Source organism: Promicromonospora iranensis, from assembly GCF_028994775.1.
In the GTDB taxonomy this organism is placed as follows: domain Bacteria; phylum Actinomycetota; class Actinomycetes; order Actinomycetales; family Cellulomonadaceae; genus Promicromonospora; species Promicromonospora iranensis_A.
Genome location: NZ_JAJQMN010000001.1, coordinates 613,718 through 633,425 on the forward strand (window position 1 = coordinate 613,718; position 19,708 = coordinate 633,425).

Annotated in this window: 15 protein-coding genes, 1 other RNA gene and 1 pseudogene; 8 read left to right on the forward strand and 9 right to left on the reverse strand. The window is 71.4% G+C overall.

The features are described from left to right. Positions 1 to 28 precede the first annotated feature (28 nt). Both mobF and LUU90_RS02785 read right to left on the reverse strand, forming a co-directional pair. Positions 29 to 3,643, reverse strand: coding sequence for a MobF family relaxase (mobF, locus tag LUU90_RS02780; protein ID WP_275001720.1), 3,615 nt, complete (start codon positions 3,641 to 3,643; stop codon positions 29 to 31). A gap of 462 nt (positions 3,644 to 4,105) precedes the next feature. Then, a complete protein-coding gene (locus tag LUU90_RS02785; protein WP_275001721.1) occupies positions 4,106 to 4,309 on the reverse strand; it encodes a helix-turn-helix transcriptional regulator in 204 nt (67 codons plus the stop codon). A gap of 93 nt (positions 4,310 to 4,402) precedes the next feature. Here LUU90_RS02785 and LUU90_RS02790 point away from each other — a divergent pair, with 93 nt between their 5' ends. Then, a complete protein-coding gene (locus LUU90_RS02790; RefSeq protein ID WP_275001722.1) occupies positions 4,403 to 5,068 on the forward strand; it encodes a hypothetical protein in 666 nt (221 codons plus the stop codon). After that, complete coding sequence (locus tag LUU90_RS02795) at positions 5,037 to 6,329, forward strand: tyrosine-type recombinase/integrase (protein ID WP_342469310.1); 1,293 nt, start codon at positions 5,037 to 5,039, stop codon at positions 6,327 to 6,329. The genes LUU90_RS02790 and LUU90_RS02795 overlap by 32 nt, the downstream gene beginning before the upstream one ends. A 24-nt stretch (positions 6,330 to 6,353) precedes the next feature. Here LUU90_RS02795 and rnpB read toward each other — a convergent pair. Together rnpB and LUU90_RS02805 are read right to left on the reverse strand one after the other, a co-directional pair. After that, an RNA gene (rnpB, locus tag LUU90_RS02800) (RNase P RNA component class A) lies at positions 6,354 to 6,751 on the reverse strand. Between the two features lie 56 nt (positions 6,752 to 6,807). Next, the gene (locus tag LUU90_RS02805; RefSeq protein ID WP_275001724.1) at positions 6,808 to 7,191 is read right to left on the reverse strand and encodes a tautomerase family protein; all 384 of its coding nucleotides are present in this window, start codon (positions 7,189 to 7,191) and stop codon (positions 6,808 to 6,810) included. 50 nt (positions 7,192 to 7,241) lie between these two features. Between LUU90_RS02805 and LUU90_RS02810 the strand changes: the two genes are divergently transcribed. Further along, the gene (locus LUU90_RS02810; protein WP_275001725.1) at positions 7,242 to 8,069 is read left to right on the forward strand and encodes a YaaA family protein; all 828 of its coding nucleotides are present in this window, start codon (positions 7,242 to 7,244) and stop codon (positions 8,067 to 8,069) included. A gap of 51 nt (positions 8,070 to 8,120) precedes the next feature. Beyond that, positions 8,121 to 9,449: an MFS transporter gene (locus LUU90_RS02815; RefSeq protein ID WP_275001761.1), complete on the forward strand. Its 1,329-nt coding sequence runs from the start codon at positions 8,121 to 8,123 to the stop codon at positions 9,447 to 9,449. A gap of 6 nt (positions 9,450 to 9,455) precedes the next feature. Here the strand turns inward: LUU90_RS02815 and LUU90_RS02820 are convergent, their stop codons facing one another. From LUU90_RS02820 to LUU90_RS02830, 3 genes are all read right to left on the reverse strand, one after another. Beyond that, positions 9,456 to 10,208, reverse strand: a complete 753-nt coding sequence (locus LUU90_RS02820; protein WP_275001726.1) for a histidine phosphatase family protein — start codon at positions 10,206 to 10,208, stop codon at positions 9,456 to 9,458. Next, positions 10,205 to 10,963, reverse strand: a complete 759-nt coding sequence (locus LUU90_RS02825) for a zinc ribbon domain-containing protein (protein ID WP_275001727.1) — start codon at positions 10,961 to 10,963, stop codon at positions 10,205 to 10,207. The genes LUU90_RS02820 and LUU90_RS02825 overlap by 4 nt, the downstream gene beginning before the upstream one ends. 134 nt (positions 10,964 to 11,097) lie before the next feature. Continuing rightward, positions 11,098 to 12,042, reverse strand: coding sequence for a Nif3-like dinuclear metal center hexameric protein (locus tag LUU90_RS02830; RefSeq protein WP_275001728.1), 945 nt, complete (start codon positions 12,040 to 12,042; stop codon positions 11,098 to 11,100). Between the two features lie 116 nt (positions 12,043 to 12,158). Between LUU90_RS02830 and LUU90_RS02835 the strand changes: the two genes are divergently transcribed. The 3 genes and pseudogenes from LUU90_RS02835 to mtnN all read left to right on the forward strand — a co-directional run bounded on the left by LUU90_RS02835 (position 12,159) and on the right by mtnN (position 15,331). After that, on the forward strand, positions 12,159 to 14,045 hold the full coding sequence (locus LUU90_RS02835) for a SulP family inorganic anion transporter (RefSeq protein ID WP_275001729.1): 1,887 nt from the start codon (positions 12,159 to 12,161) through the stop codon (positions 14,043 to 14,045). 30 nt (positions 14,046 to 14,075) lie between these two features. Continuing rightward, positions 14,076 to 14,525: pseudogene (locus tag LUU90_RS02840) on the forward strand (S-ribosylhomocysteine lyase); the annotation flags it as partial. Between the two features lie 92 nt (positions 14,526 to 14,617). Beyond that, positions 14,618 to 15,331 (forward strand): 5'-methylthioadenosine/S-adenosylhomocysteine nucleosidase, encoded by a 714-nt coding sequence (gene mtnN / locus LUU90_RS02845; protein WP_275001730.1) that lies wholly within the window; start codon positions 14,618 to 14,620, stop codon positions 15,329 to 15,331. 8 nt (positions 15,332 to 15,339) lie between these two features. Here mtnN and LUU90_RS02850 read toward each other — a convergent pair whose 3' ends face one another. Beyond that, positions 15,340 to 16,302, reverse strand: a complete 963-nt coding sequence (locus LUU90_RS02850) for a LysR family transcriptional regulator (protein WP_275001731.1) — start codon at positions 16,300 to 16,302, stop codon at positions 15,340 to 15,342. 138 nt (positions 16,303 to 16,440) lie between these two features. On the opposite strand from LUU90_RS02850, the gene LUU90_RS02855 reads away from it, so the two are divergent. Next, complete coding sequence (locus LUU90_RS02855) at positions 16,441 to 17,739, forward strand: aspartate aminotransferase family protein (protein WP_275001732.1); 1,299 nt, start codon at positions 16,441 to 16,443, stop codon at positions 17,737 to 17,739. 19 nt (positions 17,740 to 17,758) lie between these two features. On the opposite strand, the gene LUU90_RS02860 is transcribed toward LUU90_RS02855, so the two are convergent. Next, positions 17,759 to 19,657, reverse strand: coding sequence for a bifunctional 3'-5' exonuclease/DNA polymerase (locus LUU90_RS02860; protein WP_275001733.1), 1,899 nt, complete (start codon positions 19,655 to 19,657; stop codon positions 17,759 to 17,761). Positions 19,658 to 19,708 lie beyond the last annotated feature (51 nt).

Genomic DNA, 19,708 nt, shown 5'->3' on the forward strand with positions numbered 1-19,708 from the left:
GTTCACCGCAACCGCCGAGCGGTCACAGTCACCCAATACTCGGACCGGACGCGTCGCCCAGCGTTGTGTGCAAGGTGGACGAGGAACTGGAGCTTGTAAGTTTTCGCACCAGCCCAAGGGCGCGGCTCGCGTCGTCACGTTGGGGGAGCGCAATGGGCTGGTCGCCCAGCAGGCTGTCTCCAACCACTCCGTAGCGGTCTCGGTAAGCGACCACAGCGGTGACCGCTTCCTGCCATTCGCGTTCCATGGGTCCCTGCGGGCGTGGCGGTAAGTGTCGGGTCCAGGATTCATGGTCACCGAATGCCTGCTTGGCCAGGGTGCGGGCGCGGCGGTTGATTAGTTCGGCGCGAAGGTCGAGAGCTTCGCGCACATCGTCCGGCAGCGGCCCCCGGGCTTTCGGTATGAGGCCGACGATTCGGTTCCTCCCGTTCGATGCACGAGTGGCGGCATGGCTAAGTCGGTCACGCAAGACAGCCGCGACATCGTCCGCATCGTAGAGGCTTCGTGCGCTCGCTAGTCGAGACAGAAGCCAACCGACGTTGTGGCCGTCTGCTTCGGCTCGGCGTAGTTCGGCGCACAGTGGTCCGAACGCGTCGGATTCCACGACCTGGGCGATGTCGCGTCGGGTGAAGCCTTCCCCGGCCAGGGTGTGCGCGACCAGTTGGGTCCAGCGGGGGCGTTGGGCGTGGGTGGCGATGGTGTCGTACTCGGCGGCGAGCTGTGCGATGGAACCCCAGCGGTGTTCCTCGTCGTGCCGGGCCTGGTGTGCGGAGGGTTCGGCGCCGACCCGGTGCAGGATGCCCGCCAGGACGGCACGGGCCGCGTCGAGTTCTGGAAGGTCGGGGTCGATGTTCGCGCCGATGGTGTGTTCGTGGTTGTGGTTCCGGTCGGGCTGGTCGACCGGCACGAACACGGTGTTCGTCGCGCGACCTCGGGTCAGCGCCACGTACAGGTTCTCCCGGCTCATGGTCGGGCTCGCGACCGTGTACGCGGTGTCGACGGTCAGGCCCTGGGCGCGGTGTGCGGTGATCGCGTACCCGAGGTCGACGTGCTCGGCCACGTACGCGGCGGGCAGCCGGACCATCGGGCCGCTGAGCTGCTGGCGGTCGGCGTTCCGGGCATCGGTGTGCGCGTCCGGGTCGATGCGCTGAGCGGTGACCGACCCGTCCGGGTGGACGTCGGTGATCTGCCACCGGTCGCCGTTACGGACCCATCCGGCGTGCCCGGAACGCAGAGTGCGGTCGTTGCGACGGGTCAGGATCAGGTCTCCGGCCGACGCTCGTGTCTGTCCGGCCAGGCGCACCGACTGACCGTCGGAGACACGTCCACTCAGGACGCGTTCGGAGCGGGCTCGGCGGTTGAGGTCGTTCATCGTGTTGTTGTCGAGCACGACCAGCACGGAGGACAGCCCCGCGTCCGTGTCCGTCTTCCAGGCGGTGTAGGCGGCGGCGGTCATGTCTTCGGTGGTGCCCGCCTGGATGCGGCCGTGGTCCTGGTAGGTGGTCAGGATGGCGGGGTCTCCGTCGCGCAGGCGGAGGGTGGCGCGCTTCTCCCAGTCGGCGTGGAAGCGGTGTACCTCGATCAGCGTCGGGACGTCACCGCTTGTCCGGGCACGTTCGTTGGTCAGGAGGGTCAGGGTTCCACCGGTCTCCACGGCGGGGAGTTGGGCGGGGTCGCCGACCAGGAGCACCTTCGCGCCGGCCTCGACGGCCGCGCGCGTGAGGCGGTCCAGGGTGTGCGTGCCGGCGAGGGATGCTTCGTCCACAATGACCAGTTGCCCCGGCTCGAACCGGGCCTGGTCGTGCTGGTGGCGAGTAAGCCACATCGCCGTGTTCTCACACTCGATCCCGAGCTCCGTCGCCAGGACATCCGCAGCCGCCGCAGAGGGCGCCAGACCGACGACGGCTCCCGGGCCGTGCTGACCTTCCCACAGGGTGCGCAGCGCGCGGAGGGTCGTGGTCTTCCCGGTCCCGGCAGGGCCGATCAGCAGGTCCAGGCGCCGCCCCGAACTGGCCACGGCATGGACAGCGTCGGCCTGCGACGCGTCGAGCGCACCGTCCCGCACACTGTAGTTCAGGATGGCCCGCAGCCACTCGCCGCCTAGGCGTGGTGCGGTGTGGTCGTCCATGAGTCTGAGGAGGCGCTTTTCGGCGTCCAGGACGGCCTGGGAGGTGAACACGGTCGAGTGCTTGGGCCGCAGGGTGCTGGTCCCGTCCGCGCGCCGCATCGCCACGGGCGTCGGGACCAGCTCACGTGGGGTCAGGATGACCGAGCCGCCCTCGGCCTGGGCGACGATCCGGGCCACGACCTCGATGCGGTCTTGGTGAGTGGCCATGCGCCAGTGCATGGTCTGTCGTTCGGCTTCGGCCCACAGGTTCCAGTGCTTCCACGTGGCCCGCTTGTCCCCCACCACGCTCAGCACCACCGAGGCCGCCATGTCCACCACGTCCTGGGGGACGTCACCGGACGTGAACACCTGGCCCGGTTCGGCCAGGGCAGCGGACAGCAGGCCTTGCGCCCATTCGGTCGGGTCCTGGCCCAGGATGCGCCCGGCCCGCTCCCGCCACTGCGCGGTCAGGTCGGCCAGGGACTCGATGGTCTTGGGCGGTCGGGTTTCCAAGGTGGCCTGTTCCCGCAGCCGGTTGATCGTGCCCGGCGACGGAGTGCGCCCGTGCTTGCCGCGGTACTCGTCGATGAGCTGGTCGGCGCAGTGCTCGATCTCGGCCGACCGGTTGGAGAACTCCTCGATCAGCTCGTCACTGACGCCGACGATCTCCATCCGCGGGCTACGGTCCGTGCCCCGGACCCGTCGTTCCCACTTCACGCCCAGGGCACCGGTGAGACGGTCGGCCAGCACGGCGTTGTAGTGCTCGCTGAACGCGACGTTCGCGTTGAACAGCGCCCTCGAGTCCAGGGTGCGCCACTTGCCGTCGACCAGGGCGCGGACCTTGTTCGCGATCACCAGGTGCGTGTGCAGCTGCGGGTCGTGCGCACGAGAGTCCCAATGGTCGTACGCAGTGGCGATCACCCCGGAGACGTCGGCCTGCATGATCGACCCGTCCCCCGCGTCGGTACCCATCCTCGTGGCTGCGATGTGCTCCTCGATGAACCGGATCGTCTCGGCCATCGCCGCCCGGTGCGCATCCAGGATCACCGCCTGCGTGTTCCGGTCCGACAGGCCCCACAGCACCGAGACCGACTTCGCGGGCGAGAACGTCAGATCGAACCCAGCGACCGCTGTCCGCTTCCCCGCCAGCGTCTCGTCCCGCACGATCGCGTCCACCGCGGCCTTCCGGTCCTCTGGGCTCAGGTTCGGGTCCAGAGCAGCGGCACGGTTCTCGATCCGCTCACGCAGCGGCACGATCTTCGGGTACGCCCGCCCCAACGGCTCCGTTGTGACCGGGTCCCGACCAGCTTCCAAGAGCCGCTGGAGCTGGGTGGTGGTCACGCCGTCCCCCGGGATCAGGACACCCCCACCGAGGTCCGCAACGCCGCTTCCCAGCCAGTACCCGGGTGGGGTGCCCATGGCCGTGTAGTACGCGGTGACCGGGTCCAGGCCGAGTCCGTCGTCGAGGTTCGGGGCATCGCAGTCGCCGTTGGCCACGGAACCGGTCAGGTACTCCGTGCCGTTGCCCACGCTCATCGGAACGATGCTCACCGCCACCAGCGATCACCACCCCGCGGGTGTGCGGGCGAGGTGTGCGGGCAACCGGCCAACAGCGCCGAATCGCACCAACGCCAACGGTTCCGTCGTTCCTCAACTGCCTGAGGTGTGCTGCGTTGCCAGGCGACCAACCCCGCGTACGTCGTTGCCCGCCTGCGACTTGCCAGCCGCGTGCCGTACTCCGTACCGCTGCCGCCGCTCGGTGCACATGCTGCAAGCGTCCAGCTCGCTGCAACGTGCGTCTGCATAGTCACGTAAGCCGGGTAGGAGGGAACAGCGGGGCGGAACCCCCAGGCAATGACCCACTCCGCCGCGTCGGCGAACGTCTCGGGGCGCATCGCCGGGGCGTGCTGGTGCGGGCTGGTGGCGTTGCCGTCAACGACAACGGGGCCCGGACACCGAAGTGTCCGAGCCCCGTTCATCCGCCTACCCCGAGAGGAGTCAGGCCGCTGTGTGCTTGGCACCAGCCGCCTCCTGCGCCGCGAGCCAGGCCATCACCTTCGAGCGCCGGTAGACCACCCGGCGCTGACCGAGGCGGAACGAGTCAGGGCCCTTCCCGATGTACCGCCACCAACGCAGCGTGTTCTCCGGCACACCCAGAAGGTCAGCGACCTCCCGCGTGCGCAGCAGCGGATCCGACTCCATGACGACCACTCTCCTTGGCTGCATACTTCTTGGAGATTTATTTCATCACGGTTTCTATTGGCAGTCAATAAGATTCGCCGATACCGTTGCGGTGTGGCAGACCAACGAGACGTCCAAGTTGGACAGAACCTCACCAAGCATCGCGGCGCCGTCAGCCAGCAGACACTGGCCGGCTGGATGCGCGAACGCGGGTGGAAGTGGTCCCAGGCCACGACCTCCGCTATCGAGAAAGGAGAACGTCCCCTCAAGTTTGTTGAGGCCGTCGATCTGGCGGCTGTCCTCGACATCCGCACCGAGGACCTGCTCGCAGAGCCAGAGCTGGCCACAGCGTCGCGCACTGTGGCAACCAGTGCTCGACAGACCGCCGAACTGGCCAAGCGAGCGCTGACCGCGTCCCTCGCGTTCGAGCGTGAACGCCGAGCTCTCGACGACGCCATCGACACAGCCGTCAGGGTCCCCGGTTGGGATGCCCTGGCCGATGTCGAACAGATCGGCCAGGCGCTTACGTACACCACCCGCGCCATCGGCGACGTGGCTCACGAGCAAGTGCAACTGGAACGCGAGGGCCGAGCGAACACCGAAATCGCTGACCTCTATCAAGCGATCCTCGGGGTCCGCGAGCGCGTCTGGTTCTCCCCCGACGACTGGCGCGCCGAGCGCGGCATCCGCCTCCGCGAAGACCCCCAAGAACCCGCCAACCCGAACACCCCACAGGAAGGAACGAGCGATGTCCTCCATAAAGAAGAGACCGAACGGTAAGTGGCGCGCCCGCTACCGCGACGCGGACAAGCAAGAGCACTCCCGCCACTTCGACCGCAAGACCGACGCCCAGCGCTGGTTGGACGAAGTGACGACCAGCATCGTCACCGGGCAGTACGTCCACCCCAAGGCCGGTGACATCACGTTCTACGACTACGCGGAGACCTGGCGCACAATCGCCAGCCACCGGGAGTCGTCCGCCGACCTGGTCCGGCGCCACTTCACTAACCACGTGTACCCCGCGATCGGCCAGAAGCGGCTCAAGAACATCACGCCGTCGGACATCCGGTCGCTCGACAAGACACTGGGCGAGAAGTTGGCACCGGCGACAGTCGTCGTCATTCACCGGTACGTCTCAGCCGTGCTGGCCTCAGCGGTGCGTGACCGCAAGATCCCAGTGAGTCCCACGGTCACGGTTACGGCGCCCAAGCCCGGCAAGAAGAAGGTCGTGCCCCTCTCGACGGAGGTCGTGTTCAGCCTCCGAGACGTCGTACCGGACCGTTACCGGGCGCTCGTGGTCACGACGGCAGGTACGGGGCTCCGACAGGGCGAGGTCTTCGGACTCACCCTGGACCGAGTCGACCTCATGCGGAGGACCATGACCGTTGACCGACAGCTCGTCTCCGTCAACGGCGCTCGTCCTGCGTTCGGCGAACTCAAGACGGAGGCCTCAGAGCGAGAGATTCCGTTGCCACAGACGGTGGTCGATGCAATCGCCGCACACCTCGCCACCTATCCGACTGGCGCCGACGGACTCATCTTCACCAACTCCGAGGGCGGAGCGCTCCGCCGCTCTGGCTTCAACGAGATCTGGACGGCAGCACGGCGAACAGTGCTCGCGGCATTCGCGTGGCTGGACGCCTCGCCTGAGGACCGGGTCGGATCGGTCGCGAAGGCCCTCGGGACATCAACCGCCAAGGCAGGTGCGCTCGTCGTCCAGGCGCGAGCAGCGGGCCTCGTCCCGCCCGACGATGCAAGCCCGACCCTGATCGAGTCAGCACGAGCAGCGCTCGGCGACCTCCCCCGGGGTGCCATGGTGTTCCACGACCTAAGGCACTACTACGCGAGCCTGCTCATCCGGCGCGGAGCGTCGGTGAAGGTGGTGCAAGCCAGGCTCGGACACAAGTCCGCAGCCGAGACGCTGGACACCTACTCGCACCTGTGGCCGGACGACGACGACCGGACCCGCGACGCGGTGGACAGTGTCCTCGGCGCAGTTCTTGCGGACTCTCTGCGGACTGCGCCCCCCGTCGCAGCCTGAATGCGCTGGTCAGAGCGTTAAAAGCGGACGAGCCGGTCTGTACGCCGGGTTCTGTTCCCGCGCCGGGTTACCCCCGCGCGGGCGACGGTCATCCATCTAGGCCCTGCGTTGCCGCAGGGCTCGAGCGGTCTACCCGACTGTGCTTCTCAAGGAGAATCGGGCGAGCAGCCCTCAAACACAGTCTGTCTGACCTTGCTCCAGGTGGGGTTTACCTAGCCGCTACCGTCACCGGCAGCGCTGGTGGTCTCTTACACCACCGTTTCACCCTTACCCCCGGTCCTGAGACCGGGGGCGGTCTGTTTTCTGTGGCACTGTCCCGCGGGTCACCCCGGGTGGCTGTTAACCACCACCTTGCCCTGTGGAGCCCGGACGTTCCTCGGCAGGCACCCGAGGGTGCCCAACGCGACCGTCCGACCGACTCGTCCGCAGGTAGAAGCGTACCGCCAAGTGTTCGGACCGCTTGTCAGACCTCGACCTGTCAGACGTCGACGCGATAGCTCAGCGTCAGCTCGTCGCCGGACATCCCCCGGATTCCCCAGTTCTCCTTCGGGCTCTCCAGGATCACGATCTCCAGGTCGTTCACGTCCAGGCCGAGGCGCGGAGCGACGTCGTCGTACAGCGCCGCGATCAGGGCGCGCTTGGCCTCCCGGCTGCGGCCGGTGAAGCAGACGATCTCCACGACCAGGTAGGCGTCCGAGCGCGGGGCGACCAGGTCGCCGTCGTCCAGGAGGAGGAAGCGGTGGAATCGCTTGTCCGCCGGGAGCTGCCACGTGCGGACGAGTGCCTCGTGCAGCGCGTCGGAGATCTCCGCACGCCGTTCGCCCCATACCGACCGGTTTCCGTACACCTTGACCTGGGCCATGGGCACCGACCCTAGTCAGCCCTGCCGGCCGGCCACTTTAGGCTGAGCGGGTGATGTTGCTCCTCCCGCCCTCCGAGGGCAAGACCCCCGCGCCCGAGGGCTCGGCCCCTCTCGACCTGAACGCCCTGGTGCACCCGGAGCTCACGGCACGGCGCGAGCAGATCATCGCGGACCTCGCGCGGGTCAGCGCGCGACCCGACGCGACCGCCGTCCTCGGGGTCAGCGACGGGCTGGCCGACGAGGTGGCGCGCAACACGGCGCTCCGCGAGGCGCCGTCGGGCCGCGCGGCAGAGGTGTACACGGGAGTCCTGTACGCGGCGGCCGGCCTGGCCACGCTGCCCGACGCCGCCGCGCGGCGCGCCCAGGCGAGCGTCCTCACCTTCTCGGGGCTGTGGGGCGTCGTCGCACCCGCTGACCGCATCCCCGCCTACCGCCTCAGCATGGGCGTGTCCCTGCCGGACGTCGGGCGGCTCGCCACGTTTTGGAAGCCCGCCCTCACCGAGGTGCTCGACGCGCGGGCCGCGGGCGACGTCGTCGTGGACTGCCGGTCGGCCACGTACGTCGCCGCCTGGAAGCCGCGGACGACGGGCGCCGGGGCCGCCGAATGGGTGGAGGTACGCGTGCTCCGCGAGACCGACGGCAAGCGGACGGTGGTGTCGCACAACGCGAAGCACACGCGTGGCGTGCTGGCCGGACACCTCCTGCGCCGCGAGCCCGAGGCCCGGACCAGCGAGGACGTGCTCAAGGCCGCACAGGAGCTGGTGGGCTCCGTGGTCCTCACGGAGATCGGCTCCGGCAAGGACCAGACGCTGATCGAGGCGAACCTGCTGGACGGAAAGCCGCGTGGCCCCCGGACGCTGGAGCTCGTCCTCGCCTGACCGGCTCCCTCGCCTCCACTTCGAGGCCTACGTTTCTTCGCTCTCCGGGGCCTGAGAGCGAAAGAACTTAGGTCTCGAAGGAGAAGGCGGGTCCCAAACCCTGGCGCCCGTGCCCACCGACCGGTTGGATGGCCGGTCATGAGGACCAGCAGCCTGACGGGCGCCCGCATCGCAGTGGCCGCGGCGTTCTTCGCACAGGGCTTCGTCTTCATCAGCCTCACCACCCGGCTGCCCCGGTTCCTGGAGCGCTGGGGACTCGACGAGGTCACCCTGTCCCTGCTGCTGCTCATGATGGTGCTGCTCGCCGGCGTCGGATCGCTGGTCGCCGAGCGTGCCGCCCGGCGCTTCGGTAGCGCCGGCACGCTTCGCCTCGGTCTCGCGCTGATGGTGGTGGCCGTCCCGGCACTCACGCTGGCCCCCGCCATCGGCTTCTTCGTGGGTGGCGTGGCGGTCTACGGCGTGGCGCTCGGCCTCGTCGATGCCACCACCAACATGCAGGCCGTCGACCTGGAGCACCGGTACGGCCGACCCATCCTGCCGTCGTCGCACGGCTACTGGACCACCGGCGGCATCAGCGCCGCCGTCGTCGTGCTCGCGACCGGCCACCTCTCCCCGGCCGTCGGCGCGTTCGTGGTGCTGGTCCCCCTCGTGGTCGCGTTCGCGCCGTTCCTCCCGCACGTCGCCCCGACGCCGGTGCTCGCACCCGGCGTGCCGACGTCCGGCGTCGCGGCGGGTCCGACGACGACGCCCGGGGACGCTGCCGCTCAGGCCGGGGCGCTGGTCCCGTGGCGGCCGATCTGGCTGGTCGGCGCCGGGCTGGTCGTGTTCTACATGGTCGACACCACCGCCGCGACCTGGGGGCCGGTCTACCTCGCCCGGTCGTTCGACGCCCCCGGCAACCTGGTGGCGCTCGCGACGTTCCCCTACCTCGTCACCTCGATCGTGGTGCGCCTCGCGGGCGGCCACCTCGTGACACGCTTCGGCGTGGCGACGGTGCTCCGGGTCGGCGCCGTCCTGGCCTGCGGGGCGCTCGCGCTGGTCGCGCTCGCACCGACCTGGCAGCTGGCGGTGGCCGGCTTCACGGTGCTCGGCGCGGCGGTCGCCCTGGTGGCACCGCTCAGCTTCTCGGCGGCGGGACGCATCGCCGCGGGTACGGCCGGAACGGCCGAGGCCCAGGCCCAGGCCGACCGCGCTCGCACCGACGCCGTGATCGCGCGCTTCAACCAGTTCAACTACGTGGGCGCGCTGCTCGGCGCCGTACTCACAGGGCTGGTCGGGGCGGACAACCTGCGGCTCGGGTTCGCCCTGCCAGCCGTCCTCGTGCTGGCGCTGGTGCCGCTCGCACCGGCGTTCGCCCGCGGGACGCTCAGCCGTAGGTAGCCCGGCTCAGCCGTCGGTCGGGACCCCGACCGCCGTTACCTCGGTCGTGCCGTCCTCCCACAGGCGCAGCACCGACAGTGAGGCGGGCGGTACCCGCAGCCGTGCCCAGTGCGAGGCGGGCGCCCCCAACGCCTGCCCGACGGCGGTGCGGATCTGCGCCGCGTGACCCACCGCCACCACCGTGCGGTCCACGCCGCCGGCCAGCAGGTCGGTGAGGCCGTCCCAGACGCGGGCGCCGAGCTGCGCGTACGACTCGCCACCCGGCGACACGAAGGTGCCCGTCGAGTGCCACTGGGCCAGCTCCCCGGGCCAGCCCTGCTCGATCTCCGCCGCGGTGAGGCCGTCCCACTCCCCCAGCCGGCACTCGGCGAAGCGAGGCTCGGTCGAGACGTGCAGCCCGAGGCGCCGTCCGACGGCGGCAGCCGTCTCCTGGGTGCGCACCATCGGTGACGCGACGAGCGCCGTCGGCCGGGGCAGGTCGGGCCAGAGGCCGCCGCTGCGCATGCCGCCGGTGGAACCCGCTCCGGTGCGGGCCGCGCGCCCGATACGGAACGCGGCGTCAGCGGCCTGCGCCGCCTGCAGCCGGCCCCGCGGCGTCAGCGACGGGCCCGGGCCGTCCGAACCGGAGTAGACCCCCGCTTCCGTCAGCGGCGTCAGCCCGTGCCGGACCAGCACCACGGTGAGCGGGAGGGCGCCGTCGAACCGGGTGGCCACGGCCGGCGGACGCCGGTGCGTGTCGAACCCTGGCGCTTCGCTCATCCGGCGGCAGCGCCGGTCTTCGCACCGGCGACCCGCACGAGGATCCGGCCGCACTCCTCGCAGCGCACCACCGCGTCCGGCGCCGCGCTCCTGATCGTCGCCAGGTCGGCGGGCGGGAGGTCCATCCGGCAGCCCTCGCAGCGGTTGCCGTTGAGCACCGCCGCGCCCGTGCCGCCGAGCTGCGTCCGGATCTTCTCGTAGAGCTTGACCAGGGCGGTGTCGAGCCCGTCGACCGCCTTGGCCCGCTCGCCCGCTATCGCCTGGACCTGCGCGTCGATCTCGGCCCAGCCGGCGTCGCGCTCGGCCTCGACCTTCGCCTTCTCGGCGACGAGCTCGTCGTTGGCGGCCTCGACCTTGGCCAGCGTGTCCTCGTGCGCCTCGAGCCGCTCCATGACGTCGAGCTCGATCTCCTCGAGCGCGGCCTGGCGGGTGGCGAGGGAGCCGAGCTCGTCGGTGAGCGCGACGGCGTCCTTGGCGCTGACCCCACCCGAGTCGAGCCGCTGCCGGTCACGATCGGCGCGGTTCCGCACCTGCTCGACGTCGGACTCCGCCTTGGTCAGCTCCCGCTTCAGGTCGGCCACCCGGGTGCGCGACTCGACGAGCGAGGCGCGCAGGTCGGCGATCCGGCCGTCGAGCTCGGTCAGCCTCGTGAGCGCCGGGAGGTTCTTGCGCTGGTGGGCGAGCTGCTGGACACGCGTGTCGAGCGCCTGGACGTCCAGCAGCCTGCGCTGGTCCTCGGGTGGTGCAGTAGCCACGGGGGCGTCCTCTCGGTCGGGTTCTGGGGGCTGTCCAACGCTACCTCGCGCCTGCCCGCGCGGAATCCACTCGGATCCGCTCGATCTCGCTCGGAATCCGCTCGGCATCCGCTCGGCATCCGCTCGGGAACCGATCAGCGGGACGGGACCTGGCCCGTCCAGGGGTCGGTCACGAGCTCACTGACGCGAGCGTCCACCGCCAGCCCGTCGGCCGCGAGCGCCGCGGCGAGGTCCTCGAGGGCGTAGCGCAGCCAGGGCCACTCGCTCGCGTAGTGGGCGGTGTCGACGAGGAAGGGGGTGCCCGAGGGTCCGTGCCCTCCGGCCGCGCGGGCCTCGAACTCGGCCCGTTCGCGCAGCTCGGAGGCGGGGTGGTGGCGCAGGTCGGAGGTGACGTAGACGTCGGCGGCGGCCGCGCGCACGGCGTCGAAGTAGCCGTCGCCGGAGCCGCCGAGGACGGCGGCGGTGGTCACCGTGGCGTCGGGGTCGCCGGAGTAGCGGATGCCCTGTGCGGTCGCGGGCAGTGCCGCGGCGACGCGGCGGGCGAAGTCGGCGAGCGTGGTGGGTTCGGCGAGGCGGCCGACGCGGCCGATGCCGCGGTCGGTGCCGTAGTCGACGCCCTGGCCGTGGCCGTCGGTCTCGCCGGCGGCGCTCACCTCGAGGGGCCGCCGGTCGGTGATGCCGACGAGGTCGGCGAGGGCGTCGGCCACGCCGCGCGGGGCGGCGTCGGCGTTGGTGTGCGCGACGTGCAGGGCGCATCCGCCGGTCAGCAGCCGGTGCACCACCGAACCCTTGAAGGTGGTGGCGGCCACGGAGCTGACGCCGCGGAGGAACAGCGGGTGGTGCGTGACCAGCAGGTCGGCACCCCAGTCCAGGGCCTGGTCGACGACGGCGGTCACGGGGTCCACCGCGAACAGCACCTTGCGGACCGGCGTGGCGGGGTCGCCGGCGACCAGCCCGACGGCGTCCCAGCCCTCCGCCGTCGACGGCGGGTAGAGGCCGTCGAGGGCGCGGACGACCTGCGCCAGGGTGGGAGGCGTGCTGCCGGACGGGTCGGTTACGGGGACGTCGCTGCTGCTCACGCATCGCAGCGTAGTACGCGGGGCCTGATCTGCCCTTTCACCAGGCGAAGGGTGAATGATCTTGCTACGGTCCTTCACTTGTGGGGGACACCGTCGAGCACCGCTTCGGCGGGCCAATGACCAAGCGCGCCAGGATCATCGCTTCCATCCGTGAGCGCGTCGACATACGAGATCTTGTGCCGTCCCGGGCCGACTACGACCTCCGGCCACGGACCCTGCGCTCGGACCTCCTGGCGGGCATCACGGTGGGTGTCGTCGCCCTGCCGCTCGCGCTGGCGTTCGGGGTCAGCTCCGGTGTCGGGCCGGCGGCCGGGCTCGTGACCGCGGTGGTCGCCGGCATCGTCGCCGCGCTGTTCGGCGGGTCGCACGTGCAGGTCAGCGGACCGACCGGCGCTATGGCAGTGGTGCTGGCACCGATCGTGGCGCAGCACGGGGTGGGCTCGGTGGCGCTCGTGACGCTGCTCGGCGGGGTCATCGTGCTGGTGTGCGGCCTCCTCCGGCTCGGCCGCGTGGTCACCTACATCCCCTGGCCGGTGGTCGAGGGCTTCACCCTCGGCATCGCGGCGATCATCTTTCTGCAGCAGGTGCCCGCCGCCGTCGGTATCACCGCTGACACCGGGCACAACACCCTGGTCACGGCGGTGCGCTCGGTCGGGACGGCGCTCTGGCCGTCGGGTGCCGTCGTCGACGGGAGCGTGGTCGACGGCGTCGTGCACGGCAGCGGGGCGCCGATCTGGGTCTGGACGCTCGCCGTGGTGGCCGTCGTCGCCGCGGTGATGCTCGTGCTGCCGCGTGTGGCGAGCGCCCTGCCGGCGTCGCTCATCGCGGTGGCCCTGGTGACCGTGCTCGCCGAGGTGCTGGACGCGCCCGTGCCCCGGATCGGCGAGCTGCCCAGCTCGCTCCCCTTCCCGGTGCTGCCCGACGCGACGCCGGACGCCGTCCGCGGCCTCGTCGGCGCGGCCGTCGCGATCGCGGCGCTGGCCGCCATCGAGTCGCTGCTGTCCGCGCGGGTCGCGGCGGGCATGGTCGCGGGTCGTACGGAGGGGCGGCGGGACAGGGGCGCGGGCGGGAAGTCCGGAGGCCGGTCCGACAGCCGGATCCTCGACTCCGGGCCGTACCACCCCGACCGGGAGCTCGTGGGGCAGGGGCTCGCGTCGCTGGCGAGCGGTGTGTTCGGCGGCATCCCCGCGACGGGCGCCATCGCGCGCACCGCGGTGAACGTGCGCTCGGGAGCTCGCACGCGCCTGGCCGCCGTCGTGCACGCGCTGGTGATCCTCGCCGTGATCTACCTGGCCACGGGGCCGGTGGGACGCATCCCGCTCGCCGCGCTGGCAGGCGTGCTCATGGTCACCTCGTTCCGCATGATCGGCGCCTCGACCATTCGTTCGGTGCTCACCTCCACGCGGCCCGACGCGCTCACCTTCGCGGTCACCGCCGTCATCACCGTGGCGTTCGACCTCATCGACGCCGTCCAGATCGGTCTGCTCATCGCGGCCTTCTTCGCCCTGCGGGCCGTCGCGCGGGCGACGTCGGTGCGCCGCGAGCCGCTGCCCGGCGTCGCGCACGAGGGCGACGAGCGGATCGCGCTGTTCCGGCTGGACGGCGCCATGTTCTTCGGGGCGTCCGACCGGATCCTCGGCGAGGTCACCGCGCTGACGGACGCCGGGTCCGGTCGGCCCGGCGGTGTTGCGGGCGGTGTTGCGGATCATCTTCCCGACGACCGGCGCGACGACCTCCACGAGCCCGTCGAGGTGGTGATCCTGCGCCTGTCCCACGTGCAGCTCGTCGACGCGACCGGGGCGCGCGCCCTCGCCGACCTGGTGCAGGAGCTCGAACGGCGCGGCGTCATGGTGCTGGTCAAGGGCGTCCAGCCGCAGCACCGTAGGCTCCTGGAAGCCGTGGGCCTGCACCGCGTGCTGCGGCACGAGAGCCACCTGTTCGCCGACCTGCCCGCGGCGGTCGAGCACGCCCGTTCGCACGTCCGGCAGGCGCAGACGGCATAGGCTCGTACCGTGACCGAGTCAGCCCCCCGCATGAACGTCGAGTCCTTCAACCTGGACCACCGCGCCGTCGCCGCACCGTACGTGCGCCTCGCCGACCGCAAGCAGCTTGCGGGAGGCGACGTGATCGTCAAGTACGACGTGCGGTTCACGCAGCCGAACGTCGCGCACCTGGAGATGCCCACAGTGCACTCCCTGGAGCATCTGTTCGCCGAGCACTCGCGCAACCACTCCGACGCCGTCCTGGACTTCTCGCCCATGGGCTGCCAGACCGGCTTCTACCTGATGCTGCAGGGCGAGCCCGCGTACGAGGACGTGCTCGGCCTCGTCGAGGCGACGATGCGCGACATCGTCAGCGCCACCGAGGTGCCCGCCGCGAACGAGGTGCAGTGCGGCTGGGGCGCCAACCACACGCTGGCCGGCGCGCAGGAGGCCGCCTCCGTGTTCCTGTCGGCGCGCGGTGTCTGGTCGCAGGTGTTCGCGGACGAGACCCAGGGTGACGCGTCGGCGAGCGACGCTGCGGCGCGGGACGCCGCCGCCCGTGCGGCAGCCGAGCGCGACGCGGCAGCCGACCAGTGAGCGCCGGGACCCCCGTCGCCGTCGTGCTCGTCGCGATGGACGACGAGGCCGCGCCGTTCCTCGACCTGGCGTCCGAGGTGGGCGAGCCCGAGCACGTGGGCCACGCCGTGCACCGGAACGTCACGCTCGCCGGGCGGCCGGTCGTCCTGGTGCGCAGCGGGATCGGCTTCGTCAACACGACCGCCGCGGGTACGAGCGCGATCCTGCGCCACGGCGCCGACGTGCCGCTGATCAGCGCGGGCAGCGCCGGCGGGCTCGCGAAGGACGTCGCGGTGGGTGACGTGGTGCTGGGCACGCGGCTCGTGAACGCGGACGCCGACGCCCGCGCGTTCGGCTACGTGCTCGGCCAGGTGCCGGGCATGCCCGAGGCGTACGACGCCGCCCCCGGGCTCGCGGACGCCGTCCGGCACGCCACCGCTTCTGTGGAAGCCCAGGTGCTCCGTGAGGGCACCATCGGGTCCGGCGAGAAGTTCGCCACCGCCGACCTGGCACTGCGGCTCCGCGCGGACTTCCCCGACATGCTCGCCATCGACATGGAGTCGGCCGCGCTGGCGCAGCTGTGCCACAACTTCGGCACCGGCTTCGTCTCCGTGCGGGCCATCTCCGACCTGTGCGCGCCCGACGGCACCGAGTTCCTCACCCACGTGGACGACGCGGCGCTGCGCTCGGCGCAGGTGGTCGCGGCGGCGATCGGGCTGCTGGGCGGCTGACCCGGCGCCTATCCGGCTGCCGCGCGCCCTGCGGGCGGCTCAGTGGGTGTCCGTGCGGTGGGCGGATGTGTCGTGGGTGCCTGTGCGGCACACGTGCGCAGCTGCTCCACCGCGCACGCGATGAGGGCGGCCCGGCGCTGGTCCTGGCTCGCGTGCGCGACGATGCGACGCGACACGGCGGGACGCACGAGGGGCCGGGCGACCAGCCCTTCGACGAGTTCCGGGACGGCGAGGCGAGGCAGGACCGCGACACCGACACCCGCCGCGACCAGCCGGAGCGCCGCGCGGTGGTCGTCGAGCCGCGCGGCGTAGCGCGGCGTGAACCCGGCGGCGCTGCAGGCGCTCAGGACGATGCGCCCGATCGGGCTGTCATAGATGTCGTGGTCGACCCAGGGCTCGTCCTCGAGGTCCCCGACGCCGACCTCGTCGCCGTCCGCCAGCGGGTGCGTGGCCGGAAGCACCGCTACGAGCTCCTCGACGAGGAGCACATGACGCCGGTAGCCGTCGAGCTCCACCTCGGCCCCGCCCGCCGGCTCGGTACGGATGTCGAGGTCCGGCCGACGCCGTCCGCGCCCGTCGGCCGGTTCGTTGAGGCTGATCTCGACGGTCAGGTTCGGCTGGAGCCGGCGCACCGCGAGCGCGACCGCGGGCATCCACTGCTCGGCCGCCGAGGCGAAGCAGGCGATGGCGAGATGCTGCCCCTGACCGCCTCGAAGGTCTGCCACCACCCGTTCGAGACGGTCGAAGTCGGCCAGGATCGATTGCGCCTGATCGGCCAGGTCGTGCGCGGCGTCCGTCGCGACGATGCCCCGGCCTTGTTTCTCGAACAGGACCAGCCCGGTCTCCCGCGCCAGCGCGGTCATGTGCTGGCTGATCGTCGCGGGCGAGTAGCTGAGGTTGCGGGCCGCCCCGTTGATCGACCCGGCAGCCAGTACCGCGCGCAGGACCTCGAGTCGCCGTGGGTTGAGCACGCTACCGACCGTAAGGCGCCGGCCCGTCGGCGTCGACCGTATGGCGGCAGCGAACGGTCGACCGGCTTTGTCTGCTTGTCCTGACACTTCTACGCGGTCGAGGATGGCGGTGCACATCCCGCGCCAGAGAGGGTGACCATGGACAGGACATTCGTGGACGAGGCCGACCGGCTCCTGATCCGCTACGGAGCGACCTTCACTCCGCGGCTCATCGAACGTGCCTCCGGCGCGTACGTCTTCGACAGCGATGGCACACCGATCCTCGACTTCACCTCGGGGCAGATGAGCTCGATCCTCGGCCACTCGCACCCGGCCGTCGTCTCGACGGTCTCGTCGTCGATCGCGTCGCTGGACCACCTCTTCAGCGGCATGCTCAGTGCCCCGGTCCTCCGGCTTGCGAGCCGGCTCGCCAAGTCGCTCCCGGACCCGCTGGGCAAGGCCATGCTGCTCAGCACGGGTGCCGAGTCGAACGAAGCGGCGATCAAGATGGCCAAGCTCTTCACCGGCCGCTACGAGATCGTCTCGTTCGACCGCTCGTGGCACGGCATGACCCAGGGCGCGGCGTCCGCCACGTTCTCCGCCGGACGGCGCGGCTACGGTCCTCCGATACCGGGCAACCTCGCGCTGCCCTCACCCAACGCGTACCGGTCCCCGTTCCGGAGTCCTGACGGGTCGTACGACTGGGAGGCCGAGCTGGCCTACGGGTTCGCACTCGTCGACCAGCAGTCCGCGGGCAGTCTCGCCGCCTGCCTCGTCGAGCCGATCCTGTCCTCCGGCGGAATCCTCGAGCCGCCGCCGGGCTACCTCCGCCGCCTCAAGGAGATGTGCGAGGAGCGCGGGATGCTGCTCATCCTCGACGAGGCGCAGACGGGTCTCGGGCGCACCGGCGACATGTACGCGTTCGAGCGGGACGGTGTCGTCCCCGACATCCTGACGCTGTCGAAGACGCTCGGGGCCGGGCTGCCGCTGGCGGCGGTCGTCACGAGCGCCGAGATCGAGCAGGTCTGCCACGACCGCGGGTTCCTCTTCTACACGACCCATGTCTCCGACCCGCTCGCGGCAGCGGTAGGGCTGACCGTCCTCGACGTCATCGAGCGGGAGCGCCTTGTCGAGCGTGCGGCGCGGCTGGGCGCTCAGCTCACCGAGCGGCTGGTGGCGCTGTGCAACAGCTACGACGTCGTCGGCGACGTTCGTGGGCGCGGCCTCCTCCAAGGGCTCGAGCTCGTCAAGGACAAGGAGAGCAAGGCTCCCGCCGACGCGCTGGGCAACGCCGTCACCGCGGCATGCCTGGAACGGGGCCTGCACATGAACATCGTGCAGCTGCCGGGGATGGGTGGGATCTTCCGCATCGCGCCACCGCTCACGATCGGCGAGGACGACCTGCACGCGGGGGTGGACATCCTGGAGGCGTCCCTCAAGGCGGTGCTGGACCGGTAGATGGTGCTGGGAGGGCGGCTCAGCCCTTCGCGTCCGCGTAGCTCTCCGTCACGGCGACGCTGAGCGGGAAGTCCACCGGGAAGTCACCGAAGAGCAGGCGCCCGGCCTCTGCGGCGGCGGCGCGCACCTCGTGCGCGACCGCCTCGGCGAGCGCCGCCGGTGCGTGCACCACGACCTCGTCGTGCAGGAAGAACACCAGGTGCGGACGGCTGTCGAACGGCGCCGGCGCCAACCCGGGCGCGGCGTCGGCGGGGATCTCGCCCAGCGCCCAGAGCCGACGGCGGATGGACGCGATCCAGCACAGCGCCCACTCCGCGGCCGTGCCCTGGACGACGAAGTTCCGGGTGAAGCGCCCCCAGGAGCGGGTCTGGCTGCGGGCACGTGACTGGACGTCGGCCCCGGCGTCCTCGTCGAACGCGGAGCCCTGGACGGCAGCCCAGGAGTTGCCGGGCAGCGGTGAGCTGCGGCCCAGGCGCGTGGTGACCTTCTCGCCGCGTTCCCCGGCCCGCGCCGCTCGCTCCACCAGGTCGATGGCCTGCGGGAACGCACGGGCGAGCCGTGGCAGCACCTGCGCGCTGACGCCCGTGGTGCCTCCGTACATCGCGCCGAGCATGCCGACCTTCGCGTGCTCGCGGGAGTCGACGGCACCGGTCGCGACGATCCCGGCGTACATGTCCGTGTTCGCACCGTCCTTGCTGCGGCCCGCCGCGGCCATGCGCTCGTCCCGGGCAAGGGCGGCCAGCACCCGGGGCTCGAGCTGGGCCGCGTCGGCGACGACGAAGGTCCAGCCCGGATCTGCGGTCACGGCTCGCCGGACGTTGTGCGGCAGCTGCAGCGCGCCGCCTCCTGTGCTGGCCCATCGGCCGGTCACGACCCCGCCGACCACGTACTCCATGCGGAACCGGCCGTCCGGGGCCCAGGTGTCCAGCCAGTTCCAGCCGTTCGCGGTGTAGAGGCGGTAGAGCCCTTTGTACTCCAGGAGCGGGGCGATCACCGGGTGATCGAGCTTCTCCAGCTCCCACTTGCGCAGGCTCCGGGCGCCCACGCCCGCGTACTCCATGGCGCGCAGCAGGTCCGGGTGGGAGTCGGGGTTGAGCGTCGGCGGGGCGTCGATCGCTTCCCGGATCCGGTTCGCGAGCGCTTCGAGCTTCGCCGGCCGAGCACCCGGCCGCGGCCGCGGGCCGAGCGCGTCGGTGAGGATCTCGTCGTGGATGTCGCCGCGCCACGGCAGCCCGGCGTGATGCATCTCGGCGGCCGCGAGCGCCCCGGCCGACTCGGCGGCGAGCAGGAGGCGGAGGCGACCGGGTTCGGTGCTGTCCTTGATCGCGAGCAGCTGCGCAGTGAGCTCGGCGGCGGGGTCGAGCCCGTCGCCGCCGGTGCGGCCGCCTGCGTCGAGGCGCGCGTCGTGGCTACGGGGTCCGTCGGGGTCGGGCCGCTCGTCCGGCTCTCCCGTGCCGCCCGGTCCCGGGTGCCGGCGGCTTCCCGTCGCACGGCCCGAGGGCGCCGGCGCGGTGATCTCTCCGAGGTCGAAGAGCGGCTCGGAGCCGGGGTGGCGGTCGGGGCGGGTCATGGCGGCCGCCGTCGGGCCACCGGGAGGTGGGACGGGTGCGAGGCGGTCCCATGCGGTGGGGCCCGCCTCGGCGAGCGCGGTGTGCGCCGACAGCACCGAGGCACGCAGGACCGCGTGCGCCAGGCGCAGGTCGTGCGCGCGGTCGACGCGGACGCCGTCGGCGAGGAGGGCGGGGTACCAGTTGTTGGTGTCGTCCCAGGTCCAGCGGACCTGGGACGACTCCTCCGCGGCGACCTCGTGGGCCAGGTCGCCCGTGTCGATGACACGTGTCTCCCCCGCGGGCGCACCGGAGTCGGAGACCGGCCGTAGGCCGATGCCCGAACTCTCCCGCGAGATCACCGTGTGCATGGGCTCAGTCTGCCGTGACCCTCTGACACTCGGCGGCCGGTGGGACGGCGT

Bases quoted from the DNA above. Each gene is read 5' to 3' on its own strand.
- mobF (WP_275001720.1), bottom strand. From the start codon at position 3,643: ATGAGCGTGGGCAACGGCACGGAGTACCTGACCGGTTCCGTGGCCAAC.
- LUU90_RS02785 (WP_275001721.1), bottom strand. From the start codon at position 4,309: ATGGAGTCGGATCCGCTGCTGCGCACGCGGGAGGTCGCTGACCTTCTG.
- LUU90_RS02795 (WP_342469310.1), top strand. From the start codon at position 5,037: ATGTCCTCCATAAAGAAGAGACCGAACGGTAAGTGGCGCGCCCGCTAC.
- LUU90_RS02805 (WP_275001724.1), bottom strand. From the start codon at position 7,191: ATGGCCCAGGTCAAGGTGTACGGAAACCGGTCGGTATGGGGCGAACGG.
- LUU90_RS02820 (WP_275001726.1), bottom strand. From the start codon at position 10,208: ATGAGCGAAGCGCCAGGGTTCGACACGCACCGGCGTCCGCCGGCCGTG.
- LUU90_RS02835 (WP_275001729.1), top strand. From the start codon at position 12,159: ATGACCAAGCGCGCCAGGATCATCGCTTCCATCCGTGAGCGCGTCGAC.
- LUU90_RS02855 (WP_275001732.1), top strand. From the start codon at position 16,441: ATGGACAGGACATTCGTGGACGAGGCCGACCGGCTCCTGATCCGCTAC.
- LUU90_RS02860 (WP_275001733.1), bottom strand. From the start codon at position 19,657: ATGCACACGGTGATCTCGCGGGAGAGTTCGGGCATCGGCCTACGGCCG.